This is a genomic window from Cupriavidus sp. R6-3, assembly GCF_059772245.1.
On the sequence record NZ_JCBAJO010000135.1, the window covers coordinates 1 to 13,203 of the forward strand.

The 13,203-nt window shown below is 67.3% G+C and carries 11 protein-coding genes and 1 pseudogene; 8 read left to right on the forward strand and 4 right to left on the reverse strand.

Translation table 11 applies throughout. The features are described from left to right. Nucleotides 1–230 precede the first annotated feature (230 nt). The 6 genes and pseudogenes from AC6EI8_RS18040 (at nt 231) to fdxA (ending at nt 6,422) form a co-directional block, all read left to right on the forward strand. A complete protein-coding gene (locus AC6EI8_RS18040; protein ID WP_498382538.1) occupies nt 231–1,382 on the forward strand; it encodes a CaiB/BaiF CoA transferase family protein in 1,152 nt (383 codons plus the stop codon). A 220-nt stretch (nt 1,383–1,602) separates the two neighbouring features. Further along, a pseudogene (locus AC6EI8_RS18045) lies at nt 1,603–2,510 on the forward strand (Bug family tripartite tricarboxylate transporter substrate binding protein). Between the two features lie 7 nt (nt 2,511–2,517). Continuing rightward, entirely contained in the window at nt 2,518–3,420 is a 903-nt protein-coding gene (locus tag AC6EI8_RS18050) for an enoyl-CoA hydratase (RefSeq protein WP_498382539.1), read from the forward strand. Nucleotides 3,421–3,602: 182 nt separating this feature from the next. Then, entirely contained in the window at nt 3,603–4,355 is a 753-nt protein-coding gene (loiP, locus tag AC6EI8_RS18055; RefSeq protein WP_498382540.1) for a metalloprotease LoiP, read from the forward strand. Nucleotides 4,356–4,678: 323 nt separating this feature from the next. Further along, nucleotides 4,679–5,737, forward strand: a complete 1,059-nt coding sequence (locus AC6EI8_RS18060) for a porin (RefSeq protein WP_150082486.1) — start codon at nt 4,679–4,681, stop codon at nt 5,735–5,737. A gap of 352 nt (nt 5,738–6,089) precedes the next feature. Next, nucleotides 6,090–6,422 (forward strand): ferredoxin FdxA, encoded by a 333-nt coding sequence (gene fdxA / locus AC6EI8_RS18065; protein WP_226106345.1) that lies wholly within the window; start codon nt 6,090–6,092, stop codon nt 6,420–6,422. A gap of 128 nt (nt 6,423–6,550) precedes the next feature. Here fdxA and AC6EI8_RS18070 read toward each other — a convergent pair whose 3' ends face one another. The 4 genes from AC6EI8_RS18070 to AC6EI8_RS18085 form a co-directional block, all read right to left on the reverse strand. Beyond that, nucleotides 6,551–6,724: a hypothetical protein gene (locus AC6EI8_RS18070; RefSeq protein ID WP_174105085.1), complete on the reverse strand. Its 174-nt coding sequence runs from the start codon at nt 6,722–6,724 to the stop codon at nt 6,551–6,553. A 36-nt stretch (nt 6,725–6,760) separates the two neighbouring features. Next, nucleotides 6,761–7,930 (reverse strand): DUF4382 domain-containing protein, encoded by a 1,170-nt coding sequence (locus AC6EI8_RS18075; protein ID WP_498382541.1) that lies wholly within the window; start codon nt 7,928–7,930, stop codon nt 6,761–6,763. A gap of 217 nt (nt 7,931–8,147) precedes the next feature. Next, entirely contained in the window at nt 8,148–10,241 is a 2,094-nt protein-coding gene (locus tag AC6EI8_RS18080; RefSeq protein WP_498382542.1) for a TonB-dependent receptor family protein, read from the reverse strand. Nucleotides 10,242–10,270: 29 nt separating this feature from the next. Beyond that, nucleotides 10,271–11,611, reverse strand: coding sequence for a PQQ-dependent sugar dehydrogenase (locus AC6EI8_RS18085; RefSeq protein WP_498382543.1), 1,341 nt, complete (start codon nt 11,609–11,611; stop codon nt 10,271–10,273). Nucleotides 11,612–11,948: 337 nt separating this feature from the next. Between AC6EI8_RS18085 and AC6EI8_RS18090 the strand changes: the two genes are divergently transcribed. After that, nucleotides 11,949–12,401: a YybH family protein gene (locus AC6EI8_RS18090; RefSeq protein ID WP_498382544.1), complete on the forward strand. Its 453-nt coding sequence runs from the start codon at nt 11,949–11,951 to the stop codon at nt 12,399–12,401. Between the two features lie 89 nt (nt 12,402–12,490). Beyond that, nucleotides 12,491–13,203: TetR/AcrR family transcriptional regulator (locus AC6EI8_RS18095; RefSeq protein ID WP_498382545.1), on the forward strand; the 713-nt coding region annotated here is incomplete at its 3' end.

Below are 13,203 nucleotides of genomic sequence, written 5' to 3' on the forward strand. Positions count from 1 at the left end.
GCCAGCTGAATCTGGTGCGGCCGGCGGCGGGCAAGCTGCCCGCCTTCGCCGAGGCCTTTGCCGAGTTCCTGCTGGGCGATCCGCATGTGGCCGCGACGCGCGACGCGCTGCCGTGACCGCGCCCCGCCGTACCGTTGAATTGCCGCGAACGGTGGCTTGAAGACATTCGACTGGTTGGCCGAGGGGCGCAAAAATATACTGCTCCGCGATCGAATCGACGCGGAGACCCCATGCTGCACAAGGCCCTGTCCGGCATCAAGGTGCTGGACCTGTCCCGAATCCTGGCCGGGCCCTGGTGTACCCAGAATCTGGCCGACCTCGGTGCCGAGGTCACCAAGATCGAGCATCCCGAGCGCGGCGACGATACGCGTGGCTGGGGCCCGCCCTACCTGCAATCGGCCGACGGCGGCGAGCGGATGTCCGCCTACTTCGCCTGCTGCAACCGCGGCAAGCGCTCGCTGGCGATCGACTTCACCACCGCCGAGGGCAAGGCCGCGATCCTGGCGCTGGCCGACGAGGCCGACGTGCTGGTCGAGAACTTCAAGGCCGGCACGCTGCGGCGCTACGGGATCGACTATGCGAGCCTGCGGGCGCGCAATCCGCGGCTGGTCTACCTGTCGATCACCGGCTTCGGCCAGAGCGGCCCGATGGCCGACAAGCCCGGCTACGACTACGTGTTCCAGGGCATGGGCGGGCTGATGAGCTATACCGGCCAGCCCGATGGCGAGCCCGGTGAGGGACCGCTGCGCACGGGCGTCGCGGTCGTCGACCTGAGCACCGGCATGTATGCGACCTCGGCGGTGCTGGCCGCGCTGTTCCAGCGCCAGGCCAGCGGCGTGGGCCAGCATCTGGACATCGCGCTGCTCGATGTCGCGGTCGCGCTCAATGCGAATCAGGGCGCCAACTATCTGTTCTCCGGGCGCAATCCGCCGCGCAGCGGCAACGCGCATCCGAACTGCGCGCCCTACGAGGTGTTCCGCTGCGCCGACGGACATCTGATCCTGGCAATCGGCAACGATGCGCAGTTCGCGCGCTTCTGCGAGGTAGCGGGTCTGGCCGACCTGCCGGCCGATCCTCGGTATCGCACCAACAGCGCGCGCATCGCCAATCTGCCGGCGTTGCGGGCATTGCTGGCGCAGGTATTCGCGACCCGCTCTCGCCAGCAGTGGACCGATGCCTTCGATGCGGCCGGCGTGCCATGGGGGCCGATCCACTCGATCGAGGAGGTCTTCGCCCATCCGCAGGTCCGGCATCGCGGCCTGCTGCAACACGCCGAGCATCCGACGCTCGGCCGCATTCCGATGGTGCGCAATCCGATGCTGCCCGACTCGCCCGCCGCCGCGCTCGCTCCCCCGCCGCTGTTGGGCGAGCACGGCGCCTGACGCTTTGCCATACGAGCGCCAACGACCGGCCACGAACACCTGCGGACACCGACGAAGAACCACGAAGACCAAGCAGACCACGAAGAACCACCAAGACCACGAGGAGACACCCTTGAAACATCCGCATCGCGCCGCCGTGCGCAAATCCCGCCAGCTGATCGCCGCGGTGGCCGCCACCGCCGCCACCGCCGCCACCGCCGCCACGGCCGCCACGGCCGCCATCGCCACCATCGCAAATCCCGCGCATGCCGACAGCTATCCGAGCAAGCCGATCAAGCTGATCGTCCCCTACGCGGCCGGCGGTACCACCGACATCCTGGCCCGCATCGTCGGCACCAAAATGGGTGCCATCCTGGCGCAACCGGTGGTCGTCGAAAACCGCCCGGGCGCCGGCGGCGCGGTCGGCAGCGCCTATGCGGCCAAGCAGCCGGCCGACGGCTACACGCTGGTGATGGAGGTCGAGAGCTCGCACGCCGTCAATCCCAACGTCTACGTGAAGACGCCGTACGACCCGGTCAAGGACTTCGCGCCGATCAGCAACCTCGCCGACGTGCCCAATGTGCTGGTGGTCAATCCGTCGTTCCCGGCCACCGACCTCGCATCCTTCATCAAGCTGCTGAAGGCGAATCCCGGCAAGTACTCGTTCGGCTCTTCGGGCAATGGCGGCCTGAGCCATATGAACGGCGAGCTGTTCATGAGCGAGACCGACACGCGCATGCTGCATGTTCCGTACAAGGGCCTGGGGCCGGCGCTGAACGATGCGGTGGCGGGGCAGATCCGTCGGGCCTGATCCAGGGCAAGCGCCTGAAGCCGCTGGCGGTGGCCGCCAGGCAGCGCCTGAAGCTGCTGCCCGATGTGCCGACCTACGCGGAGGCCGGGCTGCCGGCGATGAACAATCCGTCGTGGTTCGGCCTCGGCGCGCCCGCCGGCACGCCCGACGCGATCCTGGACAAGCTCAACGACGCGGTGCGCCAGGCGCTGGCCGATCCCGAGGTCATCGCCGCGATCGACAAGCAGGGTGCGATTCCGGCGTGGACCTCGCGCAAGGCCTTCGCCGACCTGATCCGCAACCAAAACCAGCACTGGAAGCGCGTCGTCGACAAGATCCAGTTCGCCAAACTGCAGTGAGGACTTCATGAGCGCTCCCGCCAATCCGCCGACGACTACGCCCGCCTATACGCCGACCAATACGCCGACAAATACGCCGACAAATACGCCGACCGATGGGCCCACCAATCCGCCGGCCAATCCCTCCGGCGATACGAACGCCCATCCGGGCCGCCACGCCGCCGTCGCCATCGACGAGCGCGGCATTGCCACCCTGACCATCAGCAACGCCGGCTCGCTCAACATCCTCGGCACGCCGGTGATCGCCGCGCTGACCGACGCGGTACGCGGGCTCGCCGCCGATCCGCAGGTGCGCGTGCTGATCCTGCGCGGCACCGGCGACAAGGGCTTCATCGGCGGCGCGGACATCAAGGAGATGGTCGCGCTGACGCGGGACTCCGCCGAACGCTTCATCGGCGGCCTGCGCGAACTGTGCGATGCCGTGCGCCACTGCCCGGTGCCGGTGATCGCGCGCATGCCGGGCTGGTGCCTGGGCGGCGGACTGGAGCTGGCGCTGGCGTGCGATCTGCGGATCGCCGCCGACAACGCCAACCTCGGCATGCCCGAAGTCAAGGTCGGCATTCCGTCGGTGATCCACGCCGCGCTGATGCCGCGCCTGATCGGCAATGGCCGCACGGCTTGGATGCTGCTGACCGGCGAGCTGTGCGACGCCGCGCAGGCGCTGTCGTGGGGCCTGGTCCATCGCGTGGTGCCGCTGGCCGAGCTCGACGCCGAAGTCGAGCGGGTCGCGCAACTGCTGGCCGGCTTCGGCCCGACGGTGGTGCGCCAGCAGAAGCGGCTGCTGCGCGAATGGGAAGAGCAACCGGTCGATACGGCGATCGCCAACAGCGTCGCCGAATTCGGCAGCGCCTTCGATACCGGCGAGCCGCAGCGCTATATGGCGGAATTCGTCAATCGCAAGCGATCCTGATACTGCCATCCGCTTGAATTGCCTCGAATTACCTCGAATTGCCTTGAAACGCCGGCCTGTCCGGCGTTTTTTTATTACCGTTGTTTGCAATCCGGGATTCCAAAAAATCGTACAATGCGGCGCCTTTTATTCGTCGGGCATGCTTGAAACGAATCAATAAAAATCCAGGGGCAATTCCACTGATGACCAAGGTTCTCTCGCTCACTCTGCTTTCCACCTGCGCCGCGGCGCTGATCGCCGGCTGCGCCGGCAGCAACGTCAACGGCCTCGTCGATGCCGGCGGCTCGCTGTTCAAGGCGGCCACGCTGTCGGACGCGGACGTCAAGACGCTGTCGGAACAGGCCTGCGCCGAATCGGACAAGGAAAACAAGATCGCGCCGGCCAACAGCCCGTACACCAAGCGCCTGACCGCGATCATGGCCGGCCTGAAGGACAGCGGCGTGCCAGTCCAGGCCAAGGTCTACCTGACCAAGGACGTCAACGCCTGGGTGATGGCCAACGGCTGCGTGCGCGTCTACAGCGGCCTGATGGACATGATGAACAACGACGAGGTGCGCGGCGTGCTGGGCCATGAGATCGGCCACGTGGCGCTGGGCCACAGCAAGAGCCAGATGCAGGTGGCCTATACCGCCGTCGCCGCGCGCGGCGCGCTGGCAGCCAGCGCCAACGGCACCGTGGCCGCGCTGTCGCAGTCCCAGCTGGGCGACCTGTCGGAGAAGCTGATCAACGCGCAGTTCTCGCAGGCGCAGGAAACGGCCGCCGACGATTACTCGTTCGATCTGCTGACGAAGAACAAGGCCAACCGCCAGGGGCTGGTGACGGCCTTCGAGAAGCTCGCCAAGCTCGATGGCGGCAAGTCGGGCATGTTCGATTCGCACCCGGGTTCGGCCGATCGCGCCAAACGCATGCAGAGCCGTCTGGCCAAGGGCAGCTGAGGCGCCGGGGGTCCATCGATCGACCTGAAGGGCCGTTGGGGCGAAGCGCTTTGGCGCTTCGCCCTTGTCATATCTGCGCGATTCAATGTCTTCATGGACACGGGCCGGCCGGTAATAAGGACTTTTTATGGCGTAGGGGCTTTCACAGCGCAGGGGCTTTCAATGCGGCTTTTTTGCAACGTGATTTTCACCGTACTTATAGGTGTCATAAAAGCAAGCGAAGATCGCCCCCGTTTGCGCCGGCAGGGGTTCACGGGTCGAACCCGCGCCACGCTGCCGGCGACAGACTCTGTCTTCCATCACCAGTCAAAAGAGAACACACCGTGAAGAAAGCCCTCCTCGCGCTGGCCGCGACCGCTGCCACCGCCGCCTCAGGCGCAGCGTTCGCCCAAACCAACGTCACGCTGTACGGTATCGTCGATGCCGGCATCGAAGTCATCAGCAATGCCCCGAGCGACGGCGGCGGCGACACCGCCGTGCGCATGAACTCGGGCAACCTGTCGGGCTCGCGCTGGGGTCTGCGCGGCACCGAGGACCTGGGCGGCGGCCTGAAGGGCCTGTTCGTGCTGGAAAGCGGCTTCGATATCGACACCGGCCGGTCGGCCCAGGGTGGCCGCCTGTTCGGCCGCGCCGCCTACGTCGGCCTGCAAGGCAACTTCGGCACCATCTCGCTGGGTCGCCAGCAGAACGCGCTGTACGACCTGTTCGGCGCCTTCGACCCGATGGGCGTCGGTCCGCGCTACTCGCTGAACAGCGTCGACTCGGCCTTCAACGGCCGCGCCGACAACAACATCAAGTACACCGGCAAGTTCGGCGGCCTGACCGCGACCGGCTTCTACAGCTTCGGCCGCGACAACAACGGCGAAGTCCCGGGCGAAACCAAGGTGGCGCGCCAGTTCGGCGGTGGCCTGTCGTACGCGGCGGGCGGCTTCTCGGTCGGCACGGCCTATGACCAGTACCAGGGCGCCACCGTCGCGCTGCAGGACCGCGCGGCAAAGCGCCTGGCGGTCGGTACCGCGTACGAGTTCGGCGCCGCCAAGGTGTTCGCCGGCTATCGCTGGATGCGCGACGAGGGCGTGGGCAGCGCCACCGCCACCAGCGTCCGCAGCAACCTGTACTGGGCCGGCGCTCGCTACAAGTTCACCCCAGCCTTCAGCCTGACCGGCGCGGCCTACTACGAAGACACCAAGAACACCGGTGCCGATCCGTGGATGTTCGTGCTGTCCGCCGACTACTCGCTGTCCAAGCGCACCGACGTCTATATGAACGTTGGCTACGTGCGCAACAAGGACGGTTCGGACCTGGGCCTGAACGGCGCGGGTACCGCCCAGGCCGGCGAGAACCAGACCGGCGTGACCATCGGCATGCGTCACCGCTTCTAAGCGAAGCCTCCGAAGGCCCGCCACGCGGGCACGCGGCGGCGCCAGGACACTCGCGCGCCGCCGCGCGAACGATCATATCGACCTTGTCTTCTTCATGGGCGCAAGGACGTTGGGCCGGTAGGATTACCGGCCCCTTTTTATTTCGCCCCTCATTGGCGGCCCTCATTGGCGGCCCTCATTGGCGGCCCTCATTGGCGGCCCTCATTGGCGCCCTCCTTGGCCCCATCGAATGCCGTACCGCGGCATGGCTTGAAGATTTTTGATGGTGTCGCACAAACCGGCGCCGGCACGGCGACCCGATCGCGCGCTAGCATCGGGGCTTTCGTTGTTCCGTGTCCCCGCGCATTGCCCCATGACGTTTGTCGTAACGGATGCCTGCATCCAGTGCCGCTATACCGATTGCGTCGAGGTCTGCCCGATGTCGTGTTTCCACGAAGGGCCGAATTTCCTCGTGATCGATCCCGACGAATGCATCGATTGCTCGATGTGCGTGCCCGAATGCCCGGTCGGCGCCATTTATTCCGAAGAGAATCTTCCCGAAGACCAGCGGCATTTCGTTGGGATCAATGCCGAATTGGCCCGCAAGACCGAATGGAAACGGCTGACGCATGCCAAGGGGCCGTTGCCGGAGCATGAGGCCTGGGCCAGGGTCCAGGGCAAGCTCGACAAGCTGATCCGCGATTGAAGCATCGCGCTCGGCCGTAACGGGAAATCACGGCAAAAAAAAAGATGGGCCCGCAGGCCCATCTTTACCGTGGCGGTTGGCGGATCGCAAACCGGACCGCTGACCGGTTCGCCAACCGGGACGCCTAATCAGCAGCGGCCCTTCTTCGCCTGTCCCGGCGGGCAGTGGTACGGGCCGGGGCCCGGGTCCACCACGACCGCGCCGGGCGTCACCACCGCACCGTGCGGGGTATAGACAGCGCAGCCGCCGAGCAGCGTGCCGGCGCCGATCAGCAGCGCGCAAATTCCCTTCATTGCCTTCATTGCGTTTTCCTGGTTTTTCGTTGGGGGTTCATTGCATCAGAACTGGAAGTTTGCCGTCGCATCGGTCGCCGACACGTCGCGGTCGGTGCTCAGCGTGGCGCCAGTAATCGATGTCGCCGTGACAGTGTACTTGCCCGCGGCCGCCGTGTCGGCAGCGAGGGCGATCGGCAGCGTCGGCTGATACGTTCCCACCAGCGGCGCGGCGGCCGGCACGTTCAGCTGATAGGCGCCGGTATCGAAGTTTGCATTGGCGACGGCCACTTCGATCGGCGAGCCGGCGACGGTCTGCTTCGCCTGCACGAAGGCCTGCGCGGATGCGGGCAGCACCGAGCCGGTGATCCGGCGCATCGGCGAGGCCGGCAGCGTGATCGGCGCCGCCGAGGTCGAGACCGTGGTGGTGGTCTGCGCGGTGACCGGCACGTTCTGGATCACGCCGGTGGCACGATCGTTCTGCACGACCACCACGCTGTAGTTGCCGGCATCGCTGCTGCGCAATAGCGGTGACAGCGTGAAGGCGCCATTGCTGTCTGCCAGCGTGCCCTTGATGGTCACGCCATTCTGCTGCGCGTAGACAGTCGCGCCTGCCTGTGCCGGCGAGACATAGCCCTGGATCGCGCCGCTGACCACCAGCGGCACCGCGGTCACCACCGGCTTGAGCGCATAGGAACCGTTGCCGCGCTGCACGATCGAGCGGCACGCATCGAAGTCGAGCATCAGGTCGACCAGCGTGTCGGGCTGCACGGTAAACGGACGGATGATCTTGTACCCGCTCTGCGTCGCGCTCGGCGTATCGAGCGGCTGTTCGGCGCCGCCCGTGGGCACCACCGAGTTGGCGAGGGAATTGCCGGTATTGCGATCGAGCACCAGGCGGATCTGCTGGTATTGGCCGGCCGGCAGCACGGTCTGCCCCAGCTTGGTCAGGGTGCCGTTCTGCAGCGACAGCAGGTCGATGCGGCGGGACGGATTGACGTCGATCTCGGCCCAGCCGCCGGTGCCGTCTTCGGCGTTGGCGCTGGTATGGACGCGGATCTTGTCGACGGTGACGAAGACATGATCGAAACCGCAGGCGGGCGCGTCCGTCATCGATACGCTCAGCGTACCCTTGCCGCCGCCATCGTCATCACCGCCGCCACCGCAGGCGGCCAGGATTGCGCCAGACGCGGCCACGCCGAATGCCAGCCCCCGGTACTTGAAATTGGTTCTCATTTCCCTCTCCTTGACTTCCTTATTGGGAATCTTGAGCATAATTTCCGATCGCTCCGGAAAGGCGTGACATATTGTAAGAGCTGAAACACGGCGCGCTTTTTGCGAACTCCATTGCGTTTTCGAACCACCGGAATTAACGGAGCGATTACCGCAATTGGCGCGCGGAGTCCGGAGCTCCGCGTTCAAGAGATCGGAACCAGAGTTCGAACCCTGAAGCTCAGAACGCATACGACAGCGATATCCCCGCAAATGCATTGCGCCCCGCCGCGGGCTCGAAATATCGCCCATTGCCATCGTTGACGATCACCGAACCCGCATAGCGGCGGTCGAACAGATTGTCGACGCGCGCAAAGGCATTGACCGTCCAGCGGCCGAATGGCGTCGCATAGCCCGCCTGGATGCCGGTCACGACATAGCCCGGCGCGCGGTCGCTGTTGCGGTCGTCGACCGGCACCGCGCTCAGATAACGTAGATCGATGCCGGCGCGCCAGCCGCGCGGCGGCGCCCAGCCCAGCGAGCCATAGAACGCGTGGCGCGCGGTGCCGGGCAGGCGGTTGCCGGCGACGATGCCGGGCGGCACGGTGTCGCGAAAGGTCGCATCCAGAAAGCTGTACGCGAGTTGCGCCTGCCAATGACGGTGCAGCACGCCGCTCCAGCCCAGTTCCACGCCCTGGCGCAGCGTGCGGCCGGCATTGCGATAGCTCGCGCGGCCGCCGCTGCTGGTCGCGGTGACGATCTCCTGGTCGGTACGGGTCTGGAACAGCGCAGCCGTCAGCAGGCCGCCGGCGAGCTTCTGCTTGGCGCCGACTTCCACCGACGTGCTGGTGGCCGGCCGCAACGCAAAATTGAGGCCCGCCGCGCCATCGGGCCGATACGAGATCTCGTTCAGCGTCGGCGTCTCGAAGCCGCGTCCTGCGGTGGCATACAGATTCAGCGATTCGCCGACGCGATAGCGCAGCGCGCCCACGGGCAGCCATTTGTCGTAGCGCACCGAGCCGCTGTCGTCGCCATTCGCGCCGACGATATAGCGGTCGCTCGACGAGAAGCGCACGGTGCTGTGGCGCAGGCCCGCTTCGACGGTCAAGCGCGGCGTGAGGCCCAGCGACGCCTGCAGATACTGATCGAAGTTCCACACCGTATTGCGTTCGTCGCGCCGCAGCCGGCCCTGTTCGCCGAGCACGGGCTGCCCCGAGCCGCCGATGAAATTCTCGTAGCCGCGGCGCGCTTCCTCCATCGTGTCGTAGGCGAGCCCCGCAATCAGCGTCAGCGGCATGTGGCCGATCCGAGCATGGTGCGTCCAGCGCAGGTCGGCGCCGCCGTAGTCGCGCGCCAGATCGATGACACCACCCGCCGACAGCGGGCTGCGCTGCGCCGCCGGCGGGATCGACAGGAACTGGCGCGTCTCGCGCCGGCCGTAGTAGATCATCGCCATCAGCGTGTTGTCGGCGTCGATCCGGCGCTCATGGCGCAGCCCGCCCTGCGCCTGCTGCACGGTCTTGCGCGTATGGAACTGTTCGGCCAGCGGCGCCGAGCGCGGCGCGCTCTCGAACTGCGCGCGCGTCAGCCCGAGCGGGTCCTGCGCGCTCAGGTCGACCGCATTGGCGACCAGCGTCCAGCTGGTGTCGGCATCGGGACGCCACGTCAGCCTCGCATTGCCGAGGTTCTTGCGCGCGGCGCTGTGGTCCCGATATCCCTCGGTGGTGAAGCGCGATGCGCTGACCAGATAGTCCAGGCCCGGCTCCCCCTCGGCCGGCGCGCCGCTGGCCTTCAGGCCATGGCGCCAGGTGCCGTAGCTGCCGGCGCCGAAGCTGCCTTCGAGCAGTGGCGGACGCGCGCCGGGTTCGGTCCAGACCTGGATCACGCCGCCCGATGCGTTGCCGTACAGCGCCGATGCGGGGCCGCGCAATACCTCGACGCGGTCGATCGAGGCGATATCGATGTTCGAGGTCTGCCCCTGCCCGTCCGGCATCGTGGCGGGAATGCCGTCGACATAGAGGCGCAGCCCGCGCACGCCGAAGCTCGAACGCGCGCCGAAGCCCCGGATCGACAACTGCAGGTCCTGCGCGTAGTTGTGCCGGTCCTTGACCAGCAGGCCCGGCACGCCGCCAAGCCCTTCGCTCAGATTGATCTGCGGCCGGCTATCGCGCAGCGCGCTGCCAGCCACCACATCGGCCGATGCGGGCGTATCGAACACCGAGGCGTCGATGCGCGTGGCCGTCACGACCACCGGCGCCAGCGCCGGCTGCGCGTCCGGCTCCGGCACGGCGGGCGCTTGCTGTGCGCCGGCCCATCCCGACAGCGGCAGCAGCATGGCCGCCGCCCACCCCGCTCCACCGCCCCTCATCGGCGCTTCGCCGTCATTGCCGTCACGCGCCAGACCACATTGCCGACATCGTCGGTCACCAGCAGGCCGCCGCGGCGATCGTCCTTGACGTCGACGGGGCGGCCATGGGCGCGCTCCTCGCCATCGAGAAAGCCGGTCAGCACATCGATCGGCTCGCCGTTCGGCATGCCGCCGCGGAACGGCACGAAGATCACCTTGTAGCCGCTCTTTGGCTTGCGGTTCCAGGAGCCATGCTGGCCGACGAACAGTCCCTCGCGGAACGGCGCGGGCCAGTGCAGTCCGTCCGCGAACGTGATGCCGAGCGAGGCGGTATGCGGACCCAGCGCATAGTCGGGCACCAGCGCGGTGGCCACCAGCTCGGGCCGCTGCGGCTTGACGCGCGTATCGACGTGCTGGCCCCAATAGCTGTAGGGCCAGCCGTAGAAGCCGCCATCCCGCACCGACGTGATGTAGTCCGGCACCAGGTCGCTGCCGATCTCGTCGCGCTCGTTGACCGCGGTCCACAGCTTGCCGGTGACCGGTTCCCACGCCAGGCCGTTCGGATTGCGCAGGCCCGTTGCATACAGCCGCATCTTGCCGCTGGCGCGATCGAGCTCCCAGATCGCGGCCCGGCCCTGCTCGATCTCCATGCCCTTCTCGGCGACGTTGCTGTTCGAGCCGACCGTGATGTACAGCTTGCGGCCGTCGTGGCTGGCGATCACGTTCTTGGTCCAGTGATGGTTGATGCCGGCGGGCAGGTCCACCACCTTGACGCCCGGCTCGTCGATCCGGTCGGCGCCGGGACGATAGCGGAAGCGGACCAGCGCGTCGGCATTGGCGACATAGAAGTCGTTGCCGACCAGCACCATGCCGAACGGCGAGTTCAGGCCCTGCAGGAAGACCGAGCGCTTGTCGGCGACGCCGTCGCGATCGGTGTCGCGCAGCAGCGTGATGCGGTTGGCGCTGGGCGTGCCGGCGCCGGCGCGTTTCATCACCATCTTCATGACCCAGTCGCGGATGCCCTTGCCCGATTCCGGCTTGGGCGGCGCGTTCGACTCCGCGACCAGCACGTCGCCGTTGGGCAGCACATAGAGCCAGCGCGGATGATCGAGCCCGTCGGCAAACGCCGTCACCGCGAGCCCGGGCGCGGGCGTCGGCCGCGCCCCTGCCGGCCAGCCGATCGCCGGCGCGATGTCCACGGTCGGCAGCAGGGTCTTGTTCGGCGGCGGCAGGGTCGGCGACGGACCGGTGCCCTGCGCCACCGTCAGCGTGGCGCGGTCCCCCATGCCCAGCAGGAAGCAGCCGCCAACCAGCAGCATGACGGCACCCATCACGATGACAAGGCGAACCTTCCTCATGACGCACTCCTCGATGGTTTGCGACCTGACAGGTCTTGCGACAAGTATCGGCGCGAATGCCGCCGCTGCCAGCGGTGGCAAACCCGGTTCTGTGCATTCTAAGGCACCGCTGTCCGTCGTCCCCGTGGACGCGCCCCCCCAACGCGCGGACCCGGCGTCCTGCCGCCGCCCCCGGGGCCATCGGCCACGACTTCGGGGGCGCGACCGATGCAGCGGCGGATGTCGATTTGGCTCGAAGCCGTTCGACAACAGGACAGGAGCCGCCGCCCTGGCACACCGGCCACGCCGGGTCCACCCCATGCGGCGGGTTCGAAACCGAACCGACAAGGAGCACATCATGAGCATCAGCAAGGACGAGCAGACCATCGCGCAGATGATGGAGGACTGGGCCCGCGCGCTGGAACGGCGCGACGCCGCCGCCATGACGGCGAACTATGCGCCCGACGTGGCGCTGTTCGACGTCAAGCCGCCCTATGCGCTGCAAGGCGTCGACGCATATCGGGCCACCTGGGAGGCGTGCTTTCCGTATCTGCCCCGGCGCTTCCGCTCCGAACGCAACGACATCGCGCTGACCGTCGGCGCCGATCTCGCGTTCTGCCACTGCCTGAGCCGCATCGCGCCGGTGGACGAGCCCGACCATCCGGCCGGCGGCACCTGGATCCGCATCACGGTCTGCTTCCAGAAGCGCGATGGGCGCTGGCTGGTGGTGCACGAGCATGGCTCGCTGCCGTTCGATCCGATGACCGAGAAGGTCGTCTATATCGGGGATACGGAGGCGGAGACGGCCTGAACGACCATCCGAGCGCTTTTACCGGACGGCTTGACAAGGGGAGTACGAAGCATAAAATTGCACGACGTTCAAACTTAAGCGACGTGCAAATGGAAGCCACGCCTCGGCGAACCGCCCAGCGAACTGCCCAGACCCCGTTCGACCCGCCCGCCGCCGCTCCGCCTCCCCCGGGGCGGCGTCAGCGCAAGCGCAATCAGACGCTCGACCATCTGGCGGCCACCGCCTTCGACCTGTTCGAGACGCATGGCTACGACGCGGTGACGATGGAGCAGATCGCCGCGCAGGCCGACGTGGCCAAGGGCACGCTGTACAACCACTTCCCGGTCAAGGAGGCGCTGCTGGCCCACCAGTTCCACGGCGAGCTGGCGGCGGGACTGCAGCAGTTGCGAGGGGCGCTCGACGGCCTCGGCAGCTTCCAGGCGCGGCTGTGCTATCTGCTGTCGGCCTCGGCCGACTGGTGCGAAGCGCGCCGCGGTTACCTGCCGCACTATCTGCGTTTCCGCTTTCTCGATCTAGGCCCGGGGCGCTTCGGGCAGAGTGCCGGCGGCAACAGCGACGGCAACGGCAGCGGCGAAGCAGCCCCAGGGCGCAGCGGCATGGACCTCGCCTTCGATGCGCTGATGGCGGCGGCCCAGCAGAGCGGCGAGCTGCGGCGCGACCTGCCGTCGGGGCAGCTCGCCACGCTGTTCCATCATCTGTACCTGGGCGCGCTGATGCGCTGGCTCGCGGCGCCCGCCGGCGACCTGCGCGCCGAGTTCGCGGCCATCGTCGACCTGTTCTTCCACGGCGCGGCACGCGCGGC

Bases quoted from the DNA above. Each gene is read 5' to 3' on its own strand.
- AC6EI8_RS18090 (WP_498382544.1), top strand. From the start codon at position 11,949: ATGAGCATCAGCAAGGACGAGCAGACCATCGCGCAGATGATGGAGGAC.
- fdxA (WP_226106345.1), top strand. From the start codon at position 6,090: ATGACGTTTGTCGTAACGGATGCCTGCATCCAGTGCCGCTATACCGAT.
- AC6EI8_RS18075 (WP_498382541.1), bottom strand. From the start codon at position 7,930: ATGAGAACCAATTTCAAGTACCGGGGGCTGGCATTCGGCGTGGCCGCG.
- AC6EI8_RS18070 (WP_174105085.1), bottom strand. From the start codon at position 6,724: ATGAAGGCAATGAAGGGAATTTGCGCGCTGCTGATCGGCGCCGGCACG.
- loiP (WP_498382540.1), top strand. From the start codon at position 3,603: ATGACCAAGGTTCTCTCGCTCACTCTGCTTTCCACCTGCGCCGCGGCG.
- AC6EI8_RS18080 (WP_498382542.1), bottom strand. From the start codon at position 10,241: ATGCTGCTGCCGCTGTCGGGATGGGCCGGCGCACAGCAAGCGCCCGCC.
- AC6EI8_RS18050 (WP_498382539.1), top strand. From the start codon at position 2,518: ATGAGCGCTCCCGCCAATCCGCCGACGACTACGCCCGCCTATACGCCG.
- AC6EI8_RS18040 (WP_498382538.1), top strand. From the start codon at position 231: ATGCTGCACAAGGCCCTGTCCGGCATCAAGGTGCTGGACCTGTCCCGA.
- AC6EI8_RS18085 (WP_498382543.1), bottom strand. From the start codon at position 11,611: ATGAGGAAGGTTCGCCTTGTCATCGTGATGGGTGCCGTCATGCTGCTG.